Annotated in this window: 15 protein-coding genes; 5 read left to right on the plus strand and 10 right to left on the minus strand. The window is 40.1% G+C overall.

What is annotated here, in order from left to right; all coding sequences use genetic code 11:
- Position 1: 1 nt before the first annotated feature.
- From H5232_RS01580 to H5232_RS01605, 6 genes are read right to left on the minus strand one after another with little or no spacing between them, the layout of a single operon-like run.
- The gene (locus H5232_RS01580; protein WP_182830496.1) at positions 2-4,330 is read right to left on the minus strand and encodes a hypothetical protein; all 4,329 of its coding nucleotides are present in this window, start codon (positions 4,328-4,330) and stop codon (positions 2-4) included.
- Positions 4,315-5,085 carry a hypothetical protein gene (locus H5232_RS01585; protein ID WP_182717066.1) on the minus strand — a complete coding sequence of 257 codons (771 nt, stop codon included), beginning with the start codon at positions 5,083-5,085 and terminating at the stop codon, positions 4,315-4,317. Before H5232_RS01585 ends, H5232_RS01580 begins: the two co-directional genes overlap by 16 nt.
- Positions 5,069-7,342, minus strand: coding sequence for a hypothetical protein (locus H5232_RS01590; protein WP_182830497.1), 2,274 nt, complete (start codon positions 7,340-7,342; stop codon positions 5,069-5,071). Before H5232_RS01590 ends, H5232_RS01585 begins: the two co-directional genes overlap by 17 nt.
- Positions 7,329-10,445 (minus strand): poly-gamma-glutamate biosynthesis protein PgsC/CapC, encoded by a 3,117-nt coding sequence (locus H5232_RS01595; RefSeq protein ID WP_182731089.1) that lies wholly within the window; start codon positions 10,443-10,445, stop codon positions 7,329-7,331. The genes H5232_RS01590 and H5232_RS01595 overlap by 14 nt, the downstream gene beginning before the upstream one ends.
- A complete protein-coding gene (locus tag H5232_RS01600; protein WP_182794078.1) occupies positions 10,438-12,429 on the minus strand; it encodes a hypothetical protein in 1,992 nt (663 codons plus the stop codon). Before H5232_RS01600 ends, H5232_RS01595 begins: the two co-directional genes overlap by 8 nt.
- 25 nt (positions 12,430-12,454) lie before the next feature.
- On the minus strand, positions 12,455-14,680 hold the full coding sequence (locus tag H5232_RS01605) for a CapA family protein (protein ID WP_220493209.1): 2,226 nt from the start codon (positions 14,678-14,680) through the stop codon (positions 12,455-12,457).
- Positions 14,681-14,932: 252 nt separating this feature from the next.
- Between H5232_RS01605 and tyrR the strand changes: the two genes are divergently transcribed.
- Positions 14,933-16,489, plus strand: coding sequence for a transcriptional regulator TyrR (gene tyrR, locus H5232_RS01610; RefSeq protein WP_149980819.1), 1,557 nt, complete (start codon positions 14,933-14,935; stop codon positions 16,487-16,489).
- A 27-nt stretch (positions 16,490-16,516) separates the two neighbouring features.
- Here the strand turns inward: tyrR and H5232_RS01615 are convergent, their stop codons facing one another.
- The gene (locus H5232_RS01615; protein WP_404674458.1) at positions 16,517-17,008 is read right to left on the minus strand and encodes a hypothetical protein; all 492 of its coding nucleotides are present in this window, start codon (positions 17,006-17,008) and stop codon (positions 16,517-16,519) included.
- Between the two features lie 118 nt (positions 17,009-17,126).
- On the opposite strand from H5232_RS01615, the gene H5232_RS01620 reads away from it, so the two are divergent.
- Entirely contained in the window at positions 17,127-17,663 is a 537-nt protein-coding gene (locus H5232_RS01620) for a thioesterase family protein (RefSeq protein WP_182717070.1), read from the plus strand.
- A gap of 47 nt (positions 17,664-17,710) precedes the next feature.
- Here H5232_RS01620 and H5232_RS01625 read toward each other — a convergent pair whose 3' ends face one another.
- Entirely contained in the window at positions 17,711-18,364 is a 654-nt protein-coding gene (locus H5232_RS01625; protein WP_149980817.1) for an OmpW family protein, read from the minus strand.
- 238 nt (positions 18,365-18,602) lie between these two features.
- Between H5232_RS01625 and H5232_RS01630 the strand changes: the two genes are divergently transcribed.
- From H5232_RS01630 to H5232_RS01640, 3 genes are all read left to right on the plus strand, one after another.
- Positions 18,603-20,021 carry an MATE family efflux transporter gene (locus H5232_RS01630; RefSeq protein ID WP_182717071.1) on the plus strand — a complete coding sequence of 473 codons (1,419 nt, stop codon included), beginning with the start codon at positions 18,603-18,605 and terminating at the stop codon, positions 20,019-20,021.
- Between the two features lie 281 nt (positions 20,022-20,302).
- The gene (gene dapE / locus H5232_RS01635; protein ID WP_182717072.1) at positions 20,303-21,490 is read left to right on the plus strand and encodes a succinyl-diaminopimelate desuccinylase; all 1,188 of its coding nucleotides are present in this window, start codon (positions 20,303-20,305) and stop codon (positions 21,488-21,490) included.
- 227 nt (positions 21,491-21,717) lie between these two features.
- Entirely contained in the window at positions 21,718-22,389 is a 672-nt protein-coding gene (locus H5232_RS01640) for a hypothetical protein (protein WP_182717073.1), read from the plus strand.
- Between the two features lie 123 nt (positions 22,390-22,512).
- Here H5232_RS01640 and H5232_RS01645 read toward each other — a convergent pair whose 3' ends face one another.
- Complete coding sequence (locus tag H5232_RS01645) at positions 22,513-23,220, minus strand: response regulator transcription factor (protein ID WP_182717074.1); 708 nt, start codon at positions 23,218-23,220, stop codon at positions 22,513-22,515.
- Positions 23,221-23,239: 19 nt separating this feature from the next.
- Positions 23,240-24,853 carry an ATP-binding protein gene (locus H5232_RS01650; protein WP_182783869.1) on the minus strand — a complete coding sequence of 538 codons (1,614 nt, stop codon included), beginning with the start codon at positions 24,851-24,853 and terminating at the stop codon, positions 23,240-23,242.
- Between the last annotated feature and the right edge of the window lie 68 nt (positions 24,854-24,921).

The raw sequence follows: 24,921 nt of genomic DNA on the forward strand, positions 1-24,921 counted from the left end.
ATTAATTCTGCTCTAAAAAGTGATTGAGTTGCAGTGACTCAAAAATAATTTCGTCGTGAGAGAAAACACCAAAACCGGTGTCAGCTATATTGCCAGTCGAAAACTCGAGACTGATGTTATGGTCATTTCTAAACCAATCTTGGTCCCAACGTACTTTGATCCACCCTTGTGAAAAGTTACCTAATGGCAGCTGTTTTCGCCAACCTACACTGGTGATGTATTGCCATGTGCTATTAGGGCGATGTTTATCAGCAAACTTATAGTAACTGGTTAATCCGGCTTGGAAGATTTGCCCTTGATAATATTGATGCCAAGATGCGCCAAAACGCAAAATATCTAGGCTTGTCCAATCGGCATTGGACGTGCTGCCGGCGAGAAAATTAAAGTAACTATCAACCCACGGTTGATAGCGATATTGATATTCGCCTCGCCAACCATGCGGGTGATCTTCGCGATAAAAATTATAAATGTCTGAATTGAGTTTAGGATCAAATAAAAAGTCTTCAATATTAGCACTGCTGTAGCTGTAGAATGGACTTATTTGCCATTGATGACGATGACTTTCATCAATGCGCCAGATCTGACCAATCTGCACATAGGTATTAAATGCATATTGGCTGTCAGTGTCTGCTTGACTTGGTTGCCATGTGGTTTGCAAGGCGCTGTCGACGTACCAAGGACTGTCATGATCTTGCCAAGAATGATAGCCATCAATCGAAAATAGTTCGCTATCTTGTTCGCTCAAAGAGTAAGTAAGATCAAGACGATACCAATTCTCATCGTCACTTAATCGAAACCTAGCGCCAACATCCATACTATGACGAATAGGGACGTTTTCGCTAGATTCAAAAATACCTCGGCGGTCATAATTAATAAATGCTTGCCAGCTTAAGTCGTCTGGATGAAACTGTGCGACCTCAGTTTGCAGGGCACGCTGAGCAACGGGCAGTTGGTAAATTACGGTGTTTGCGAAGCTGTTTTGCTCGGCTTCAAAATTAGATATTTTATGATTGCTTTCACTCAATTGCCAAGTATATAAGCGAACGTGCTTGATGCTGTCGGTGCTGACTTCTATTTTACCTGCTGGGTGGAAAAAGCTGCGTTCAAGGCGTTGTTCAAATTCACCAACAATACTGCTTGGGAGCATTTGCTCGAGCTTAACTAAGCGATCGGCTGGTAATTGTGCGATTAAATGCCGCTCTGGCAGAACAGTGTAAAATAACAAGTTATTGCTAAGCGGTAAGTCATACCAGCGACCATTACGGTACTCTTGTGCGCTGATTGTCATCATTTGTGATAAATAAGGATTAAGCCATTGCAACGAGAGCACATTATCGGTTAGCTCAGTTTTATTAAAACCAAATGCAGTTGGTTTATCAGGTTGTATTGACCAAACTTTTTCCGATGTGGCTAATTTTATTGCAACGTTCGCGACATTCCCTTGGGATAAGTCAGCCGCTGCAGATAACTCTGCGACCGAAAAATGAAAGTTTAAACGAATTTGTTCTGAGCGGGTTTGGCTCAAGTCAATATGTAAATCATGATGTGGGCGTAAGACTAATCCTTGCGTAAAACCGCCTTGGCTACTGGTACGCAGTAATTGGTCGCTATAGCTACTCTCATCTTGAGAATCCACAGCAATGAGTTGCGTGCCAGCAAAGTCAGTATAGTCTTGTAGAGGAACCCACTGGCCATAACTTTGTATACGTGAAAATAACTGCGCGAGTTGTGGAGGTAAGCTCAGGGCATTTACTTTCGCTAAAACTTGCGTGTACTCATTGGTGGTTAGCGTTTTATCCGCTAACTTAAATAAGGTATTATTCAATAACGTCTGCATGTTGATATCGGTGTCATATAGCAACGCCATAAATGGTGTTTGCCAAAAATAGCGGGTTGCCATATTTTGATAATTATACGTTGTCGTCAATGGCTGCGAGAGTATTTTATAGGAAATAAATGTTTGTTGATCACTATATAAGCGAACTGACTCACCAGCTTGTAATGTGATCAACGCGTCACTGGAGATCGACAGCGGTTGAGCATCATTGCGTAATAGGGTTTGCGAGTTAATATCAGAAAAAATTGGCAGTACAGTGTGTTGCGCTGATTTTGATGATTGCGATGTCTGTTGTGCAAACAACCAGCTCATTTTATATTGACCATTTTGAACACTGGTACTGCGCGCTCTTAGGGCAATTGTGAGTGGTTGGCTTTGCGCTTTGAATGTTACCGCTTGGCTTTTATTAACCACCAGTGCTTGTATTAACCCCGTTGGGCTGGCAAGCGTTTGCGTGCCTGGGTAATCAAGTTCGTAGCTGGGCTGTTGAATATCTGCTTCGCTGTAATCGCGCCAATTTAATTTTGCAAAGCTTGTTTGCAATGCCGCTTGATTAGGTAAGTCATGACTTAACCACAATGCGAGTAAGTTTTTTTGTTGTTTGATTGCAAGCGCAATCAAAATGTTCCTACATGGCGCTAATAAATCCAAAGCATTGGCACATAAACCTTGCAGTTTATAGTCTTGCTCTAATGCTTGATATTGTTGTATCAACTGATTGCCAGCATAGGATTTGATAGCCACTTCTTGGCTGCTTTTGTAGAGCCCTTCAAGGTAGCTTTTGGCTAAAGCGTCGCGCCCTTGCGCCATCAAAATAGTGAGACGCAATTGCCACGCTTTAATTGCAATATCTGTATTGGGCACGTTGACTAATTTTTTAATTAATTGCAGTGCCTGAAGTGGATGCTCTGCCATTAAATACTCAGCTTCACCGAGTTGATGTTGCCAATGCATAGTATCAGTGGAAGTTTTTGTTTTCAGTGGTTTATAAGGGAGCAGTGCGGCAGTAAACTCATCACCGATTTGGCTAATTTGCTGGGCCAATAAGTTATGAATAAGATTACTTTTTTCTTTTAGCGTACCTGCTTGTGCATAGAGCAATTCATTATTTGGTAAATCTAGTAATTGATCACTTTGCATTACGTATTCAATTGGTTGGCGCTGTTGCTGAAGATTCTGAATGCTTAATTGAGTTGTTGTTAAAGGCACGTTTAACTCAAAAGCGGCAAAATTTTCGCTTTTTAGCAAGGTTAAATGCCATTTTAAGTTACCACTGCGAACTAACAATTGGCTATCGACACTGCTGCGCGCATGCAGTGTTATCGTCGTTCTCACGCGCTGTTTATTGTTTAGAGAAAATTGATGCTGTTGCTGGCCTAATTGATGTATTTGCGCATAGTGCTCTGATAGTACAGGGTAGCCAGTATCATCAACCATCCGCAGTCCGCTAAAGCTATCAAACTGCTTAAATTGACTATTAAAGTACGCTTTATCCTGCGACTTCGGAACAAGAAAATCGCGAGATGAAATTGTGCTAAGTAAATCTTGATAACGACGTTGCGAAAGTAATTCACCACTTTGATAAGGTGAATTGTTTAGCTGTGATAAGTCGTGTTGAGAGTAGATAGTACGCAGCGTGTTGTCTAAATTATTAACCCAATATGGTTGAAACAAACGTTCTTGTTGCTTATCCATTGCTTGATCATCAAAAATTGCTCTGTGATTTTGCTCAAGTTTAATATAAGCGTCTGTTTCACTACGTATAGTTAGGTATTCACCTTTATCTATTGCTAAGTAATCGGTATTGGCCAAACCAATGTGTTGGTCACTATACTCGCTGGCGCGACTGGCAATAACACCGAGCACACTGATCGGTTGCTCATTTACATAGGTATAGACTTTGCCGTTAATATCTTTATTTAGTAAATCTTTGCGCACAGTTAGTTTTAATTTTTTAGCGTGTTGAAAGTACAGTTTTACTTTTTCGCCCGCTTTAAAGTGATAATAATGCTCAATATTTTGACCATATTGTAAACGAGTTACCGCTCGTGGTAGCTTTACGGCGCGACGGAAGCTATCACGGTGACGGTTTGTTTCACCGACCATTGCCGTTAAGGTTACACCTTCATCAAGGTGATTGGTGATTTTTAAAATGCGGTTATATGATGCAATCGGTAACTGACACTTGGCTTGTTCACAGATAAAATCGCGACTCACATTGAGTCTCTGCTGGGCAAGGTGACTGGTACCCGAGCTGTAAATAAACGAATTAAATGTTGTACTATCCAGCTCCAGCCATTGACCTTTTGCCAGCCAAAGATAACGACTTTGTTTAGCTTCAAAATACATCGCTTGCTGAGATTTATCTAAATGCACGTTAGGTGTCACATTTAGCCACATAGGCGAACTCAAAATATTGTCATTACTGGCTAAGCCGTGTGGGCTCAAAGTAAGCAATAGGCTGAAAATAATAGCAGTTATAGCGTAATGCATATTTTAAATTGACTCATCAAAGTAGGCTGTTGAACAAGTTTCGCGCGTAATATATCACTTAATTCAATATGGAAAAATTCGCCATTGCTTGGCAGAATTTTATTTAAAATATTTTTTGTGCCGCCAAGCTCTGTAACTTCTAACGGATATACATAACTGGCAAGTTGTAATTTGTCAGTTAAACACTGGCTTATTTGCTGTAATTTAGCTGTAGCTGGCTTGGCACCATGACTGATTATTACATCACTATTGCGTGCTTTTTTAGTGTGTCGTTTTTTTGGATCAAAGCCGTGTATCTGATAAATAACGAACTGATCGACTGTGTTGGCGTAGCTTTGAATAAACGCATTGGTAACACTGTAGTGGTATTTACCTAGATCACTTTTTTGTCCATCAGCTGCAAGTGTATTGCGATGTATGGTATTGGCTAAGAAAACCTGGCATTCAGTAAATAGGGCCATCGCAATAGGGTAGCTGTGTTTGTCAAAATAGCGGTGCGGAGCATAGGCAATACACTGACTGCCACTCGACTGGTATTTTATTTCTCCTGCTATAACGTGTTCATCTTTCGTTACTAAAGTTAACGCTGATGTTAGTTCGTTGCCTTGCGCCAAGTTTGTTTGCGTGCTCAGCCATTGCGCTAGTTGGGCTTTTGTAACCGCATAGGCACCATTTTGTGATGACGAACTAGCGTAACTTGCGCTAGTTAATAACAGTAATATTATCGCAAGTAAGCGTTTAGCTTGCATCATCATTCCACCACCTTATTTTTACTTCTTCGTTAGCGTACTCTTCTAATACTGCGATCCAGACGGTTTTATTGCTTGTAATGGTTAAACTGTTGAGCGCACGAACATCAGCATTGAGCTGTTGAGTAATTGCCGGGTAAGCAAATAGTTGACTGTCTTTTGGATGGATCAAAAAGGCATCACTTAAGCGGCTCGGCTGAAGTCCATAGCGCTTGTTTGCAATACTATAATCATGGGTTAAGCCACTTTGGTATTTAGCACGTTGAGCAATATCGATGATAATGCTCTGCTCAGCATAATGGCTGTACGCTTTTAATACCACACTGTACGGGCGTTGCGTTGGATATGCTAATTTTAGTGGCGTATTTGCCGTAAGTTTATACAACCGTTGTTTAAGCCACGGGCGTTGCCCTTGCCAGTTTTGATAAATTTGTTGGGCATTTTTTTCAATACTTGCCAGTTGTTCAAAGCCAGTGTCTACTAAATTTACTTCTCTGGCTGTTTTGTTGTTTAGTTGATAAACCACACTGCCTGGATCTGTACTTGGCGCATTAGTCGCCGCTTGCAGCAGATGCTTATTTTGCAATGGTGCAAAGTTATAAGGGCTGGGCTCAGTAACTGGGGTAAAATATTTTGTTGGGCTATTGACCAATGCGACATTAGAGATCGGTAATTGTTTAAACAGCTCTCTTGATTGATAGAAACTGTCTTTAATTAGGATCTCTGGTGGCTCTTGGAAAACTCGGATATTGACGTAACTATCTTGTTCAGTAAAGTCGTAATGGTTATCAGCTTGTTGCTCATACCAAGCGGCAATATCATGAAAGTTTGGATCTTCAATACATTTCGTATGGCATACCGTACGTTGATAGTTAAACTGGCTATTACGTGATTTGACACGTACAAGAGTCGGTTGCTCAGTTGTAATTACCAATGCCGCTGCACGTTCGTTAAGACGTAAATAAAAGCTATTTGCTTTAGGGATTTTTTCTCGTTGTGTGGAATCTAGAATAACTCGATCAAATTCAGATAATTCATCGTCATAAGAAATAGTAAAGGTATCAATTGGCTGATTATTTTGATCATAAACAATCACAGTAGCATGACCTCGACTAGATGATCTGAGATCGATGTTAATATCGCTACTTCCTTCAAGTGTGAAGCGAGCATTTAATAAGTTACTTATTTGATAGTAACCATCTTGTGCGGTCGTTAACGGTTGTAGTGAGCTAAAAGACCAATTACTTAACAGTGGCTCGGTGCTGCATATAGTTACTAAACCAATATCTAATGGCTCGGTAATAAAGCTCAGTGGCTGCGCTGTATTTGCGCGATAAAGCACAGTATGTGGTGCAATAAACTGACTTAAATCATACCAAGTTAAATTGATTTCAGCTGATTTGTCCAGACTGAAAATAAGCGAATCTGGCTGTTTTAGTTCAATGCTCGCACACAGTGTCGCATCGGTGTAATAGTCATTTAAATTAAGTTGTTGCTGCGCAAAGTCATAAGTAACAACATTGTAGGGCAGCGTTTCATATAAAATGTCGGCTTTAAAGTCGATCCCAGGAATACCTTGTGGAGCAAGTTTTAGCCATGAATAGGTAACTGCATTGTTTATTTCTGTGGTTGATAACGCATTAACCCCAATACTGTGATATGCGCTGCTTCGCTCTCTTCGCTCTAATGGTAACTTGAGCCACGCGCTGTATTTATCATCATTATCGTTATGTGTTTTAGCATGGACTCGCACTACAACTCCCATAACTTGGCTATCTTCGCTAATTAACTTTAATGATACGCTGGTAACGTTCTTTAATTGTTCTGGGCTGATATAAAAAGATTGCCCAGATGAGACCTGTAAAGCTTGCCGATTTTCAATAATTTGCTTTATTTGTTGCTCATTGTCGGGAGGTGTTAGTTTTGACGCATGGTGATAGACATGACTACTAATTACTTGTTTTTTTTCATTTAAGAATGCGTATTCAATGGCATAGTTTATCGGTTTATCTAAATCCTGTGGTTCAGAAAATATCGCATTTGATAATACTCGGATCGAGTGTGTTCTAGTGCTAGAAAACGAAAAAATCAATGGTTTTTCAGTGCTTAGCCATTGAACGTTAGAGCGTGTCTCTTCATCCGAACGGCTAGTTATAGGTTCAGCTGACTGTATCCACAGATAAAAACTAAACAGCGCAAAACTAAGCCCAGTAAGTATTAGGAGCAATATGAGTATTTTTAAGAGTCGTTTAATAAATTGCATACGATCCCTCAATCATCATAGTGTTAAAACGGTTTTGGTCAGTGAGACGGTTTGTTATCGGATTAAAAATTGCCAACAGCTTACCTTTTTGTCTGATCGCGAGGGCATACTCTTGGCGGCCTTCAAATTCAATTGTTTGTAATTCACAGTTAGCGAATGGTTTACATAGTTGTGCCAGTGCCGTCAAGCGTTGCGTGCTGGCATAATGCTCAATCGTTTTTAAAAAATGACTTTGCTGCTGTGAACTTACAGCTTGCCAATTGGCAGGCGATAATGTGGTTATATTCATTACTTTAATTGTTGGTTGCGCTGAAATCGCGAGCAAGCGTTGTAAAAGACTTTGCTGGTTAACAGAAAATTGCTGTTTAAAATCAGATGCAAGCCACAGGGTTGCTAGTTCGCTGTGGGGAGCAAATATTTGATAGCCAGATTGCGGCGACGTACCAAGCTCTAAACCTCTTGTCGCGGTTTGGCCTTGCACAACTTGGTAATCAACAGCCAAATCTTGCAAACTGTGATTAAGTGTTTGTAAAAGATGCTGGTGGGCGTTATTTGATTGCGTATATTCAAAAGCCAGGGCGGTGGGTCTGATCCATGATGGTGCACTGTGACTACGAATTTGTAAGTTTAAAATGGCATTATTTTGTGCAAACCGTAAATAGCTTTGATGAACCACATTAAATAATGAATCAACGTTATTGGGTAATAATACATTCGCTTGTGGATGCGCATAAGGATGGGCACCGGCGATCAGTAAATGCTCTGCCCGGCTATTTACAAATAGTTCAGTGGCAAACTTTAAGGTATTACTTTCAAATAATGGTCGCGGTACTTCAATATTAAGTTGGGTACTTGATGTCAGATTGATGACATAGAAACCTTGACCATAGGCTATTGCAGCCCCATCAACGAAAGGGGCGATAAGTAAAAAGCGACCTTGCGCGTTATTGAGTAATGTTAGCTGATAGCCCATTAGTCTGGCTGTGGCATTAATTTGATTTAGTTGATTGATTATATTCTCATCTACATCTTGATCCGTCAGCTTAGTTTTTAAACGGTATAGAGGGTGTAATATTTCAAATTCCCACAAGGCGGCTTGATTTGCCGTTAATGGTTTATAAGCGCCACTGCCTTTAGCGGTAATGTTGTCAGCAAATAGCTCAATCACTTCATTCAGGCTCTGCGTTGCATAGCTAATTGCGTTGTCCTCGTTATTACTTTCATCACGAGATATGTTAGCTAATAACGTAGTGTAGTTATCACTATTTAAAAACACTTCAAACAGCTGGCCATTAAAATTTGCTGCAGGTAAAGAGCTATTGGTTGCTTGACCAAAAAAAGTCTCTTGATGTCCTAATAGCTGTTGGATCAAACGTTGGCTGAGTGAGCTTGGTAACTGATTGTAAATCCAATACTGACTTGTTGCGCCGACAGGGGTTTTGATTAACAAACGATTTGTGCGATTGTTAACTTCCCGTACTTGAAATAGTTGCTCAAGCCCCAGCGCTTCAATAAATGCTAAATAATAAGGACTTTGTTTATTATTATGAGTTAATTCCGTCGTTGGTGTAGCACTGGTACCAAATACTAAGGCACGACTGTCAAAGTGTGAAAATATAAGCCCCGCAGAGTCGCTCGCTAAACTTTCTGAAGTGGGAAATGGTACCGTGACTATGAAATCTGCGCTTGGTTTTCGAGAAATAACAAATAACCCGCGTTGCGAGGTTTTTCTAGCATCGCGAATGTAAATATAACTATCATCAAATTGCAATTGAAAATCAAGTTTAGCTAAGCGCTGTTTATTCAGCAGTAAGTTTTCTATTGAATTAGGGGCTTTATTAATTTCATAAATCGCTTGTTTAAAGTTATTTTTGTCCTGACTAGCTTGATAACTGCTGATGTCTAGTTGTCCTTTATTGCTCGTATAAAGGTAGCTTTTATATTCACTGATCTGTTGACCAAGAGCGCTGACTTTGTTTGTGCTTTGCAATTCTTTAATGTCAGTTGTAACAAATAAAGAAGGGATAAACATGATAATAAAGCCGATCACAATGGCTAACGCACCGCCTAGGATTGAAGTTTGAAAGGTGGCTCGGATCACTAAGCCTAGTGCGCTTTTTTGATATATTTTTAATGCTAAAAGCGTAGACAGCATATAACCAAAAGCAAAGGTATCGGTAACTTTTATTTCAGGGTAGTAGTGCACCACAAAATAATTTAAAAATAACTTATAGATAAAACCGATATTGAAGAAAAATAGCAATAATCTTGCACCTTCAATATTGGCATTACGTAACCGCGTAAAGTTTAATAGCGAAGCACCAATGATCAGTATAATGGCTGTTTCTGCAAAGGATGTGAGCAATTTAGTTGGCTGCATAAGCTGCAGCGCCAATAATGCGGGTAGCATAATGCCATTAAATTCCCAGCCATATTTAATATTGGCACGCGACGCAATAAACGCAGTGATCACCAAAATAATATAGGCTTTTGGTGCCGCTATAATTGATGCGGCAACCGCTTCATACATAATTGCTAAATTGGCGATGCTAAAGTTAGTCATTGGCATGAGTGCAAAACGAACTAATAAGAAAGTAATTAGTAGCTGAACAATGGTAACTTTCATGCCGTACTTAAAGCCACCATTCCACATCACGTTGGCAGTGAGGGCGATAATAACTAACCCCAGGGAATAAAGCTGTGATGAATAATCAAAGGTTATATCCCAACCGCTGAGCACGTTAGCAATCAATGGCCAAAACAAAGTATCCATGACTACACGCACTAAAATACTGATCAAGATAATGGCAAAAAAGCGGTCACGACCAAACATCTCGGCGTAGCCAAATCTTTGCATTACGTACTTAGCGCTAAAGAGCATTAAGCCATACACTACTACCGCTTCAATTAAGATAACGGCGGCTGAGGTTGGGCTAACAATAAGTAGTGGCACTAAATAACCAGGCACAACAAGCCCAGTAAGCGGAAAACCAAATCGTAAATTTAACAAACAAACAACAGTAATGCCTATCCATACAGTGGTGATCACCGATTGACCTAAGCCACCACCTGCTGGAAACAATTGTAAAATAAAATCACCCACTAGTTGATGGCTCCATCAAGTTTTGAGCGTAAAATTGCTGTTGTTTGCATAATGAATCACACAGTTGTTTGCTGTTGGGCATTTGCTCAATAAAAAACGCAATATCAATAAACTCAAATAAAATACCTGAAACCTGAAATGGCTCGCCAGATGCATTTTGTAGATGACTTGCATCCATTGCTCGAACATTGAGTATATAGGTATTTTCATCAAGCTTAGCTTGAAGATAAATATCGCCTTTTTGTAAGGTGATAAAGCGTAATTTACCTTTCGCGGTTTCAGTATCTAAATCAGTAACTAAGCAGAGCAAATCCAATGCTGTCATATCAAAAATAGAGAATTGATGCTGCGCAGCTAGTTTTTCTAACGATTTGTTTATTTGCACCACTTGACCAAATAAATTAAATAATACAGTCGCAGAGCGAACATTATTAAACACATGCTCTAAGGTCGTTAGCTTTTGTTCCATTTCCGCTATCGACGTTTTCACTTGCTGGCTGAGCGGTTCTTGTAATTTCAAAGTGAGTAGTTGAGATAGGGCGCTATCATTAGCATTATTTTGTGATTCAATAATTCGATAATGGAACAGTAATTCACCCACTTGTCCGGCAAAGGCATTTACATTGCGCTCAAATGCTTGTTTGTTAAATTGTGCATCAGGCATTACTGTCATTGCCCAAAAACCACGCACATCACCGGCATAGATAAATGGCACGATATATTGCAGCTCACCGTCACTTAGCTCATTAAAAAATGGGCGCAAAATTGGCACAACACCAAATTCTTTTAAAGCATCTGAATATGGCGCGCGCTTATAATCGCGGCGCATTTCTTTAATATCACTAAGGTGGCAATTGACGGCTCTTATTTCGGTTAGTCGGTGATCGCCTTCTTTTCGCGCTAAAAATATCGATTTATTCAAAGCAAGTTGTTGAGTTACCAAGCGAATAATCGCATCCCAAGGCGAGCTTTGAGAAATAAATGACTTTGGTAAATAGCGCCCAGCCATTTTCTGTTGAATATTCCCAATTAGGCTAGTGAGCTCCCTGTCTTCGTTGAGTTTTCTAACCAATATTACCCACACTAGTGTAATAAAGGTAAAAATGGTCATCTGGCCAACGGGTAAAAATAAATGCTGAAACACTAAAATAAAATACCCTAAGCCAAACCAACATATACTTGTTAGCACTGCAATTACGATACTGTAACTAATTGATAATTTTTGAAAAGCGAACAGCAGTAGTAAAGAAATACTAAGCAGCAGTAGGGTGCTTTGCCATAGTGTCAGTAGCGATATGCTGCTTTGCTTATCAAGTGTATCGGCAATATAAGCAGTAAGTAATAAATAGTTTGATGTCTGGGTTAATTTAGGCGCATTAAGTTTTACCCCTAAACCAGCATTATGTTGACCGAGAATAATGATTTTGTTTTGTAACTGGCTGGCCATAATGTCCATTGTCATCAGCCGTTCAGCTGAAAACTTTGGCAGTGCAGAAGGGGCTAAAGCGAAGTTAAGCAATACACTTTTGCTACTATCAAGGTCGTTAAACAGTGTCGGCCAAATTGCCAGACATGAGCTGTCAGCCATAGCGGCTAATTCAACATTGTAGCCAGACCAATCGTTTATATGTGGTAGGCAGTAGTCATTTTTAGGGTGTGGGTAAAAAACAGTGTTTTGTGCCATGTCCGTCAAGGTTTTATTTACTGTTAGTTGTTCATTAGCAAAAACCAATACTGCTTTTGGTTGATAGCTTAATAGTTGTTGTACTAGTTCATTATGTTCGCGACTTAAATGCTCACTTTCAATGATCACAACATTGCTTTGCTGGCTTTGTGTAAGATTTGCTAAACGGCTATAGAAAAAGGCATTTGATGAATTAAACAGTGATAATGAATTTGAGATCACCACAATGATAAACAGGCAAATAGTAAGCCAAAAAGAACGCTGGCGTTTAAGTAAAAAAAACTGTTGTTTAAAAGCCACGATTAGATCCAAAATAGAATAGAGATTAATTAAAGGTGCTATACGTTAGTTTAAACGTAACAGAAGACGTTGCATTTAAACGTAAAAAGTCAAATCCATGGATTTTATCCGTGCGCCACATCGTATCAGTGAAGTTTACTTTTTGTTGCCATGAAATCATTGCCATATCATCCAACGCCAAGCTTGCTTCGCCACTATTTGGCGCAAAGTGACGCAAGGTAACTTTAATACCGCGCGGTGGTAACTGTTCTGGGCCAAGTGTTAAGTCGTCAGAAGGCAGTGAAAAGTCATAGTTTAAGGCTTGCCAGTCATGGTTACCAGCCGGTTCAATATCGACCAATTGAGTAGAAAATTCAAGGCCATCCTCAGCGGTGGTATAAACTATTTTTGCGTCTAGTTTTCCGGCGTTTTCAGCTTTACTGTAACCAAACAAACTAAACTCCTTGAAGACATCAATTGAGCCATCATCATTAGGTAATTCCATTGCACGAATGGTTTGTCTAAATGGGAGCAGCGATGGCGTGTTATCAAACTGGGTGCGAGCAGAGCATAAGCCTTGCGCGCCTGAACGAGCACCACTTAAGCAAGGCGTTACGCTGTCGCCGGTGTGATCCCAACGAGCAACTTCTAGTTGTTCATCATCGTTATCCCAATCTTCAAAGTCACCGAAAATCATTAAATCGCGCCCTAAAGTGACATCACTTGGCGATCCGTCAATGATTTCAAGTTTAGATAAAAATGCTTTTGTTGATGGAGCAAAGTTGCGTAAGTCTAGAATGCTTTGATTTGGGGTAACTGTAACTGTTTCCGTGTGCTGAGAAACAGTCGCTTGATCTGCGGTGAAAAATACATCGGCATAACCATCTCGTGGGATCAAGGTAATGTTATTATCAGAAAACTCAGCCAGACGTCGTAATAAATAATCACTCAAAAAACCATTGGTAAATTTAGGCTGATACCCTTCAACATAAATAGGGTAAGCAAAAGCGCGCTTCGTCATAGGAGATGCATCTTTGTCTACATTTACTAACACCGCAACACCAAGCAGCGTTTCTAAGCGGTCTTGGTCAAACACAAAATTGCCTAAGCCTAAAATGGCAGGTACGCCATTAAAAACTGCAAAGCCTTGGGCAATATGCGGATGATGAGCAACTAATAAATTGGTTTGTTGTTTGGATAAAGAATTAAACCTGCCTTTAATGTAACCGCTGGGTTGATAAGTGTATTCATCACCACCATGCATTTGGGCAATTACATAATCACTATTTTGCACTGCATCATTAAGATAGTTGGAGACTAATTCTGTTTCTGTTAAATCTGCGGCACCGCCTTTTGTGGCATCGGTAACATAGGTAATTGCATGTTCTTTACCTGTAATGGAGGTCGCTGAAAAAAGTCCTAACGTGAGTGTTCCCACATCCATGAACTTTGCTTGGTAAGCACTGGCTATGTTTTTCCCTGCGCCACTGTGAGCAAGGCCAGCGCTATCTACTTCAAGCAAAGTATCATTGAGGCCATCTTCTAAAAAGTCATACACATGATTATTTCCTAGTGCGACGTAATCAATACCAATGGCTTTGATCCCATCTAGCGTCTCAGGTAATGAAAAAAAGCTAAACTCTTTTGTTGGATGTGCTGCTTCAGGACTACTTGTTATCGGTGTCTCTAAGTTTACTGATGAAAAATCAGCAGCTTGAAAAAATGGTGCGACAAAATGTGTTAATGCTTGAGCATTTTCACTGGCTGTTGCTGGACGAATAAGTGCCCCTGCGACATCAGGGATCGCAGCCGTCATAGTTGCCAAAGAGGGATCTAAAAAGCGTCGTGCAAACATAGTATCGCCAGCAAATAGCAGGCTAACCGAGTTACTACTCTTAGCTGTTAGGGTCAGCTGTTGCTGAGCGTTATCAGCAGTAATTTTGACTGTAGCGACAGCAGGGAAGTAACTTTCATCAGCGATCATTAACCGATGGTTACCTGTTGTAATACCTGAGTAATTAATTTGCCCACTGGCATTTGTTTGATACTGCTGTCCTGCAAACTCAACCATGATGCCAGCCACACTATTAGCTTGCTGATCGGTTATTGTGATTACACCATTAAACGTTTTTTTTAAATAATCATCGCGCAGTTGTGCATCGCTCTTTTGGGCTTGTGTTTCGCCTGTATCATAGGGGTCTTCAACCTTACAGCCAGCGATAATTAGGGCTAAGCAGAGAATAGAAAAGAGTTTATATTTTTTAATTTTCAAACAAGCCTCGTTATCACTTTAGTTACATTTTTTAATATGTTTTCATTATACGGATTTTTTGTGGAAATGATATTAGCCAAGTATTTGAATTTTTCTAATATCATTCATACTAAATTATAGTCAGTTGCCATAAAAAGTCTTTGCAATAATGGTTAGTATCATTTGTCCAAAAATCTTTACAATAGACTACCCAGCGATGGGTAGTTAGCGTATTATTTGCGACATAGTAGGTTTTCTCTTTTTGAGGGTGAAATGCGTTTAGATATCCATTGTGCAGACCGCATCGGTATTGCTCAAGAAATACTCAATATTTTAGTCAACTATCGCGTTGATTTAAAAGGTATTGAAGTTGATTCAATTAACTGTCGTATGTATGTGAGTTTTCCACCGATTGAATTTGAGCAGTTTCAAAAAATCATGCCCTCAATTCGATTAATTGATGGTGTGCAGGATGTACGTACCACCGCTTTTTTACCTTCTGAGCGTGAGCATAATGAGCTCAACACATTGTTGCGTGCGCTACCAGATGGTGTGATCTCAATTGATGCCAAAGGTTGGGTAAGGCTTTGCAACGATGCTGCATGTAAAGACTTACAGTTAACTGAAAAAGAAGTTATTGGTTCAAATATTAATAATCTATTGAAAGGCTTTAACTTTACCCGTTGGTTAGAAGGCAAAGAAGTACTGGGACAAACAACCCGGGTTGAGGTGGCTGGTGAAGATTTTATCGCGGATATCTTGCCAATCGCAGTACCACAAGGCAACGAAGGTGATGTATTAGCCGGTGCGGTGATCAACATCAAATCACAAAGCCGTTTAGGTCAGCAGGTAAGTGCGTTTCGTCGTTATGGTCAAGAAAGCTTTGCAACTATTCACAACTTTAGCACTGCGATGCGTCGTGTGGTTCGTGAAGCGCGTAAAATGGCGCAACTTGAAGCTCCGATACTTATCACTGGTGAAACCGGTACCGGCAAAGAGTTACTGGCACGCGCTTGTCACTATGCATCTAATCGTTCTGTGAAACCTTTTATCGCTTTATCGTGCGCTTCACTGCCTGATGATGTTGCTGAGTCTGAATTATTTGGTTATGCCGGTTATGAAGAAAATGCAGCGCCAAAACGCGGCGTATTAGAGCAAGCGGATGGTGGCACGGTATTTTTAGATGAAGTGGGTGAAATGTCTACCCAACTTCAAACTAAGTTACTGCGCTTTTTACAAGATGGGACATTTCGCAAAGTTGGCGATGAGAACGAAGTAAAAGTAAATGTACGCATTATCGCCGCCACGCAAAAAGATTTACCCGCGATGGTACAAGAGGGTACGTTTAGAGAAGATTTATATTATCGGATCAATGTACTGACTTTAGAAATTGCTCCATTACGTGATCGTAAAGCTGATGTAGGGCCACTTGCAGAACATTTTATTCAAAAATATGCGCAGCAAAATGGTCATGCAATTCCGGAACTATCTGCAGAATGTTTGTCGTTTTTACAAGATTATCCTTGGCCGGGCAATGTCCGCCAATTAGAAAATGCGATATACCGTGCGGTCTCGTTATTAGATGATAACGAGCTGCGTGTTGAGCATTTACAATTACCTACATTTACCCATGATTTAGGGTACTTGGAGTCTGATTTTGAGGGCTCGCTCGATCAAGCTGTAAAGCGTTTTGAGGCTACATTATTACGTAAGTTGTACCCTGCTTACCCAAGTTCGAGACAGTTGGCTAAGCGTTTAGGGTTAAGTCATACCGCAGTTGCAAATAAGCTACGTGATTACGGCATTAATCGTAAAACGGTAAAAGTGTAAACTGACTCAAATCAACAGTGTTGGGTACTATTGCTTAGTACCCATATCTTTGGTTACACCGTCAATAGCGACAGTATCGATACCCTCAGCGGTGAACTTAATTAAGATACTGATGTTATTACGGGCAAAAAAGTAATCTTTGTTATCTAAACTGATAACATAATCCCCTTTTACCGCGCCTTTATATTGACGTTTTTCAAGTTTGATTGTGTGTTCGCCAATTTCCCAGCTGAATCCTTCAATAAAGCCATTATTAAATTCTTGCACCCACACTTGTTGCTCGTCTTTTGCTAAAGTAATAGCAATGGAATAGGATTCAGGTAATTGCATATCATAGCTTTTTTTACCTATAGTAAACTTGCTATTTTGTTGCTGCCAAGCAAACCCAAATTGAAACGGCTTTTCAACCCCAGTTGGATAACGTACGTTTCCTTCGCCTGGATAGTTAAAGTCGGCCATCGCGCTGGTACTCATCAATGCTAATACCACACTTAAATAAGAAACTGATTTTTTCATCATTTTTCTACTATTATTTATAATCAGAGAATTTCAGAGAATTTCAGAGTAGAGCAGAATATTCTCCAATGCAATACGCTATGCTACACTCACAAAATTGTTAACTGGTAAGACCTTTATTGTGAACTTATATTTTCGTCTTTTATTATTATTTTTTAAAATCAAACGTAACCGTGATTATCAATCATTGTTAGACACTGTGGATATAGATTACAAAGCGCTGCCAAGTGATTGTGATATTAATTTACATCTTACTAACTCTCGTTATTTAGCAATGATGGATTTAGCTCGCACTTGGATGACTGAGCGAGTTGGCTTGCTTGAAACGATTATGAAAAAACGTTGGTTTCCTATCGTTAACGCCACGGCCATTACTTATATTCGTGATATTAAGCCAATGCAACGCTATACCATTAGCACGCGCTTAGTGGGTTGGGATCATAAGTATTTTTATATTGAGCAAAAATTTCATTCCGAGCGTGGCTTGCATGCGATCGCCTATGTAAGAGGTGTGTTTAAGCGCAAGCGAGGTGTCGTCAGCGTAGAAGAAATGCTAGAGGCGGTAAACTTCGACGGTGTTGTGCCTATATTACCAGCGGAAATTATACACTGGAAAGAAATGTTAGAGCAGAAAAAAATAACAAATCTTCCCAGCTGATTTTACACACACAGATAAAAAGGCCATCAGGCCTTTTTAGAGCATGCTTAAAAAGCGTATTTAACCCCTAACATGGCAACTACAGGGTCAATTTTTACTGTTGAAGTGAGGGCTTGCTTGCCACCGGCATACACAGTTGCATCGGTTTCAATATCCATGATTGATACCATTGCGTGTACGCCCCAGTTTTGATCTAGCATGTAATTGAAGCCTGCTTGGGCTACAAAACCAAATGAATTATCAAGCTTGACTTCAACGTTATCGGTACCCAGTACTGTTTTTAGTGCGGCTGAAGGTTGCTCATCAAAAAACACTGTGTAGTTAATACCCACACCAACGAACGGACGAAATGCTGAAGTGCTTTCTAAAAAGTGATACTGAGCGATTAGTGACGGCGGTAATTGCTTAATATCTGCTATTTTATTGCCAGCTAAACCACCTGCGCCATTAACTTCATGAGAAAAGGGTGTTGCAGCAACCAATTCTAGAACCCACTGATCGTTAAATGCATAGTCAACTGTAATACCTAGTTGTGTATCCGAGCTACCTTTTAAGCCTAAACTTGGATCTTCATTGATCGCTGAGCTGCTATTGTCAGGGTTAACATTAATAGCACCGACATTAACGCTTAAGTTTGCACTGGCGAAAGGAGACGCGATTAAAAGTGAGGTGAGTAACGCTGCGCTAAGTTGTTTTTTCATGCTGTTCTCCGAGAACTACTTTTTTGAATTGACGCTATTATCAGCCAAAAAAAAAATATAAAACTGTTCTAGATCAAGCTTTATAACAGGGTATAAAACGGCGCAGCGTTTGTTTGATTTAGATTAAGGTTTACTTAATTGACGTTTAAAATCGATTGACAGTGCACTCTTTTTTATTGCTATTCATCAATAGGTCAGGAAAATAAGTTATAATTGCTGCTTAAAGCAAGGGTATACAATGAACGAAACCAACCATCTTTTTCTGTCTGGCTCTATTAGCAAAGCACTGTTAAAACTTGCAGTTCCTATTATTCTTATCAACATTTTACAATCTGCCTATCAATTAACCGATGCGTTTTGGGTTGGTCGCTTAGGGGCGGCACAAGTTGCAGCGGTGTCAGTAAGTATGCCGGTGACTTTTTTAGTGATTGCGATTGGCTCTGGACTTGCGATGGCGGGGGCAATTTTGTCAGCGCAATATATGGGGGCTGGCCAACAAGATAAAGTAAACCATGTGGCCGCGCAAACAGTGTTAATGGTGACTGTGACAGCCATTTTTTTAGGAGTTATCGGTTATTTGCTATCGCCTTACTTTTTACATTTACTGGGTGTTGAAGATGCCGTTTATAACGATGCTTTAAAATTTATGCATGTGTCATTTGTGGGGGTGGTATTTGTATTTATTTATGCCATGTTTCAAGCCTTAATGCGGGGTATTGGCCAAACCAAGGTGCCATTGATCATTGTTTCCGTAACCGTGTTGCTAAACTTTGTACTCGATCCATTATTTATTTTTGGTTATGGCAGCTTTACAGGTCTTGGGGTGATGGGGGCAGCGCTGGCTACATTGGTGACACAAAGTTTGGCAGCCATTGCTGGCATTGTTATTTTTATGCGTGGTCGCCATGGTATTAAGCTAAAATTATCAAGTTTCATTCCTGATTACAGTTATATCAAACAAGCGTTTTATTTAGGTGCACCAGGCTCTGTGGAGTTGTCAGCGCGTGCATTTGGTTTGATTATCATGTCTTTTTTAGTGGCTAGTTTTGGCACTCAAACCATTGCTTCTTATGGTGTTGGTTCAAATATATTACAGATGGTGATGATCCCGGCTATGGGACTCTCGATGGCTGTGTCGACCTTGGTCGGACAAAACATGGGCGCAGGTAACCCGCAACGAGCAGAGCAAATTACTAAGTTGGCGGTACTTTGGGGATTATGTGGTTTGTCTTTTATTGGGGCGATTGCATTTATATTTGCACCTTACTTAGTGGCATTTTTTATCCCCGATGATCAAGGTGTGATAGCCAAAGGCGCACAGTTTATTCGTGTTATGTGCTTAACTTGGGGCGGAATAGGCGTGCAATTATGTGTGGTGGCTGCATTTAGAGCATCAGGGAACATGCTTAATGCGATGTTGTTGGCGCTGTTTTCTCAATGCGTAGTACAGTTTCCGGTGGCGTATATTTTGTCAAAACACACACATCTGGGCGATCACGGCATTTGGTACTCGTTTGCTGTCACCAATGTGATCGTCGCATCGCTATCGTATTTGTGGTTTTGTCGTGGTCGTTGGCAACAAACAAAATTGACCAAAGATGATAAAGATATCGCTAAAGTTAGCCAAGAAGCATTCATCGAAGAAGGTGCACACTAATACCAATCGACTTAAATATTTAACCATTCTAGCGCGCTAAATAAAGCGCTAACTGCGTTAGTAATTTTTCATTTAAGACTGCATGGATGCAAGAGGTAGAGCAATGCAGGAGCAATTGCCGAGAACAACTACATGTCAAAATCTCTGCCTTGTTATCACTGTATTTTTCTGTCGCTATAAATGGTCAGTAACTTAAAACGATTAGTATAATCCGTGTTTCATAAAGCGGTCATAAATTCAGGTTGTAATGAATACACTCTCTCTTAATAAGGGTGTTAATTATGACTTTAGCTATCCAATCTCACACCACGAATGATGCAATCCACACTGATACTGTGGTCAGTTACCTTCAAAAGCTGATCCAATTTAAATCTGTTACACCACAGCAAGCCGGGGCAATAGACTGGTTAGCAAAGCAGTTAACAGACTTTGGCTTTAACTGTGAACAGTTTACCTTTAATAATGTTACTAACTTAATAGCTAAAGTAAGCTTTGGTGATGGGCCACGCTATGCTTTTTCGGGGCATATTGATGTGGTCCCCGCATCTGGAGGGGCGTGGCGAGCAGAACCATTTTCAGGTGATATTATTGATGGCGCGATTTATGGCCGAGGCGCTGCTGATATGAAAGGGGGCGTTGCCGCCATGTTATGTGCCAGTCGTGCATTACTAGCTAACGTAGCTGCAAAAAAAGGTACTTTTTACTGGTTGATCACCTCTGATGAAGAAGGGGAGGCGGAATATGGTTCACTACTGATTGCCGAGCGTTTAGCGCAACAGGGCATCCAACTTGACGGCTGCATTGTCGGCGAGCCAACCAGTCATTTGCATGTTGGTGATACAATCAAAAATGGCCGTCGAGGTGCACTCTCTGCGCGGTTAGTGATCAACGGCAAAGCAGGGCATGTTGCTTATCCAGAAAACACCATCAATGCAGCTCATCTTAGTGCAGAAGTAATCAAGCGCTTGACTAGCATAACTTGGCAGCGTGACGAGCCAAGTTCACATACGAGCTTGCAAATAACCGGGATTAATATTGCAAATGTGGTCGATAATATGGTGCCAGCACGATGTGAAATGACATTTAATATTCGTTATAGCCATGGTTATAAAAGCAGTGATATAAAAAATGAGATTCAATTCGCGTTAGACGATTTACAAGCTTTGCTGAGTGTGGAATGGGAGCGTCCGTGTGAGCCTTTTTATACGAGTCATCAAACGCGTCGCTGTTTATTGACTCAAGTTGAACAAGCTATTTTTAATGTGACAGGCAGTTATCCTTTATTAAGTACCAGTGGCGGAACTTCTGATGGGCGGTTTTTTGCCAATGACTACACCCAAGTGATTGAATGCGGGGTACGAAATAATACCATCCACCAAGTTAACGAGCATGTGCCTATTAATGACTTACTAAAAATTGAGAAAATATATACACAGCTTTTAGAGCAGGTATTTAGCCGTATCAGCTGACTATAACGCAAGGCCATCATTAAACTGTTCATTATAAACAGACAATTTCTGACAATGTCCGACAAGCGCTGAGAGATGTCTCGTAAAGGATATGCTAACATTTTTTCAGTAAATTTCGCTATTCGAAATAAAATACTTAGTAATTGATTAATAAAAAATTATTAAAGTAATAACAGCGTTTAGTGCGGTTTTTAGCGTTGATAAAATTAAACATTATGGAGATTGTTATGAGCACCAGTAATAAAGGATTTAGTATTGCACTGTTGTTTGGTGTGGCAGCTGCTTTAAGTGGATGTGGTGAAAGCACGGATGAATTAGATGATAAATTAACCCATCAAGCAAATATGTCTTTCATAAATTCATTGGATTATATGGCTGACTTTCATGTCAAAAAAAGGAGTATTAGCACCGGCTACAGTGGTTTATTCGATAGTGATAACATCGCTGCGGGCGATGTAGAGGCCAATGCTGTGGGTAGTCGCTATAACTACAGTTATAAAGTAATCAATAACATGATTAACTTGGGAGTTAAAGATAGTATCAATGCGAATAAAGAGGAACGCATAAATACAACTTTGAGTAATAACGACGATTTATGGGTAATTGCTTGGCAATCTTCAGGTAAGCGGGCTTTGTCTGTCATTGATAAAAAACAAAACAATACTGCAGATGTATTTAATGTGCGTTTATTTGCCAACGGCGAGTATGATGTGTCAATTGATGATAAAAAAGTATTAACTACAAAAAAGGGCAGTGTCACAGCGTTCTTAGCGGTGAGTAATTGTGCTAATGGCCTAAAAGTTGCCAATCAGGCTATCGATTTATGTGCGGGTAATTTTGGCGCTTCATATTTATTAGTTGTCGATAGTAATGGTAAACGAGTAATGGCTGAAGAATAACTTTAGATTAAAACTCCTCTGGTTAGTGTGAAATAGTTGCTGAGATAGATGTATTATCCACAGTTCAAGTCTCTCAAAGGCGCTACTCCCATGTTGGAGATATAGCGCCATATCCACCTAGAACTACCACGCACTAACTACAAATAAGTAGCCTTTGGAACGGATAGTCTTAATTTTTATTGGGTTACGCGCATTATCACCGAGCTTCTTGCGTAACTGGCTAATATGATTATCAACACCACGTTCAATTCCATCATAGTGATAACCTTTTATTTTTTCAACAATGTCACTACGTGACAGAATAACTCCTGCATTTTTAGCAAGCAGTAGCAGTAGGTCATATTCGCCGTCTGTGAGCTGGATATGTTGCGTTGCTAAAGAGACAGTTCGGTTGTGCGTATTAATGATTAATTGCCCAAACGTTATAGACTCTTTCGTTTGTGGCTTTATGGCGAGTGGATCTGTGGGATGTCCACGTCTTAAAAAAGCTTTAATTTTTGCCAGTAGTAAGCGAGGTTTCACCGGCTTTAATAAATAATCGTCGGCACCAATTTCAAGCCCTACAACCTGATCAATTTCTTCTTCTCGTGCAGTAAACATCAAAATATAGCCGCTGTATGACTGCCTTACTTCGCGGCATACCGTTAAGCCATCCTTGTTCGGTAACATAACGTCAAGCAGCACCAGAGCTGGCTGCCACTGAAGAATACGGGAGACCGCATGCTCGCCATTTGATTCTATTTCAACCTGATAGCCTTCAATCGTTAAATACTCTTGAATTGACTCAGCAAGTGGTAAATCATCTTCTACCACTAAAATCTTTGTTTTCATTTCTTGTTCTCTATGTGGATTATCGATGTGTGCGTTTGGCTGGCCAATTTAGTATGAAACATGCACCACCTAAGCTGGATGGCTCAACACTCGCGGTTCCTTCATGCCAGCCTAAAATTTGTTTAACGATTGCAAGGCCTAGTCCGGTTCCACCGACTTGCAAATTACGACTTTGATCTTCTCGATAGAATGGTTCAAATACCTTCTCAGCACAGGGTAAAGGAATACCATCACCGTTATCAGCAACACAAATCAGCCAGCCTTTTGCGGTTTGTTCATAGCTTACTTGAATATGGTTTCTTCCATACGCTATGGCATTGCGCATTAAATTACTTAATGCACGGCTCATATAAAACTTATCAATCATTGCATGGCAAGCGCCTTGTTCAAGTAAAACAATCTCAGTATCAGGGTTGGCTTCTTGCCAACAGATTAACTCTTGTTTTATCCAATGATTAAGTTCAACGGTTGCAAATGTAAGAGTGGGTATTTCGCGCTCAAATCGAGCATGTGTAAGCATTTCTGACACTAATGAATTTAGTTCATTCAAAGATAATTCAATCCGCTCTAGTTGCCCTAGTTGATAGTCATTGGTTGTACTATTTCTAAGTAATTCAACATTGAATTCAATGCGTGCGATGGGAGTTCGCAATTCATGTGATACAGCATTGATCAGAGTTTTATGAGAAGAGATAAGGCGTTGTATTTTTTCGGCCATGGTATTAAACGTTTTGGACAAGTGGTTTAGATGGCTAAAACGAATTAGCTTAGCGCGAGCATCAAATTTACCTTGTCCAAGTAATATCGCCACTTTATTGAGCGATAACATAGAGCGCCAGCCAGGAATTAACCATATTATAATTGGTATAAGCAGAAAAAAGCCGAATATAAAATAAAAGATACTTAACATGTACACCACTTTGCCCTTTAGTTGAGGGCTAAAAGGGCCAAGTACAATTACTTTATCGCTATTTTTGATGCGCTGTACGGCAATGTCGGCGGGATAGCCAATAAAATCAGAATCCGCAGTTGATATGGTCACAATAGCTCCTGTTTTTAATTGGGCTATTTGTTGCTCTGTGTAAGTTAACTCACTCAATGTCATCAGTGCAACGGGATATGTAAAATCATCACTGAGCGAATCAATTATCGACGGCCAGCTCTGCTGTGGGTGTTGCATCAGCATATTATTCAGTAGGTAAAAAGAGCCCATCATCCAACGTTGCGCTTCGTTGATCAGATGCTTAGGAACCGTATTGGGTTTTACAATTACTAATAGCTGTTCGTCATCTATTTTTCGATATGCTAAATCTGTTTGCGGATCACCCCAAATTTTATCCTCTGCGAGCCAAGATTGTTGCTCACTTGAAAAATCACTTTGTTGATAGTCTTGTAAAGTAAGTTCAAAGCCAAAATTAGCTTGTATGTTTTGTAAGTAGGCCATTCTCTGGTGTTTAGGTATGGATTGTAATTGTTGTGCAAGAAGATCCGTAGAGCCTGATGTTAAAAACTCTAAAGCCCATTTTTCAGTAGGGTACCTGACGTTACTTTCAAAATGAGGTATCACCAATAATTGAATGCTAACTACCGAAAAAATAATGATAAAAGCTAAAAATAGCAGGGACCTTTTCATAGCTGTTCTGTCAACAATTTGTGTACAACCACTTTATCATATCTGCACATAAAAACTACTTTTGATAG

Origin of the sequence: Pseudoalteromonas sp. SG41-5 (assembly GCF_014164495.1) — a bacterium.
GTDB classification, from domain to species: Bacteria; Pseudomonadota; Gammaproteobacteria; order Enterobacterales; family Alteromonadaceae; genus Pseudoalteromonas; species Pseudoalteromonas rhizosphaerae.

What these genes read in the sequence shown, in the direction of transcription:
- H5232_RS01650 (WP_182783869.1), bottom strand. Translation starts at nt 24,853, where the DNA reads ATGAAAAGGTCCCTGCTATTTTTAGCTTTTATCATTATTTTTTCGGTA.
- H5232_RS01630 (WP_182717071.1), top strand. Translation starts at nt 18,603, where the DNA reads ATGAACGAAACCAACCATCTTTTTCTGTCTGGCTCTATTAGCAAAGCA.
- H5232_RS01640 (WP_182717073.1), top strand. Translation starts at nt 21,718, where the DNA reads ATGAGCACCAGTAATAAAGGATTTAGTATTGCACTGTTGTTTGGTGTG.
- H5232_RS01580 (WP_182830496.1), bottom strand. Translation starts at nt 4,330, where the DNA reads ATGCATTACGCTATAACTGCTATTATTTTCAGCCTATTGCTTACTTTG.
- H5232_RS01645 (WP_182717074.1), bottom strand. Translation starts at nt 23,220, where the DNA reads ATGAAAACAAAGATTTTAGTGGTAGAAGATGATTTACCACTTGCTGAG.
- H5232_RS01625 (WP_149980817.1), bottom strand. Translation starts at nt 18,364, where the DNA reads ATGAAAAAACAACTTAGCGCAGCGTTACTCACCTCACTTTTAATCGCG.
- H5232_RS01585 (WP_182717066.1), bottom strand. Translation starts at nt 5,085, where the DNA reads ATGATGATGCAAGCTAAACGCTTACTTGCGATAATATTACTGTTATTA.
- H5232_RS01590 (WP_182830497.1), bottom strand. Translation starts at nt 7,342, where the DNA reads ATGCAATTTATTAAACGACTCTTAAAAATACTCATATTGCTCCTAATA.
- tyrR (WP_149980819.1), top strand. Translation starts at nt 14,933, where the DNA reads ATGCGTTTAGATATCCATTGTGCAGACCGCATCGGTATTGCTCAAGAA.
- dapE (WP_182717072.1), top strand. Translation starts at nt 20,303, where the DNA reads ATGACTTTAGCTATCCAATCTCACACCACGAATGATGCAATCCACACT.
- H5232_RS01615 (WP_404674458.1), bottom strand. Translation starts at nt 17,008, where the DNA reads ATGATGAAAAAATCAGTTTCTTATTTAAGTGTGGTATTAGCATTGATG.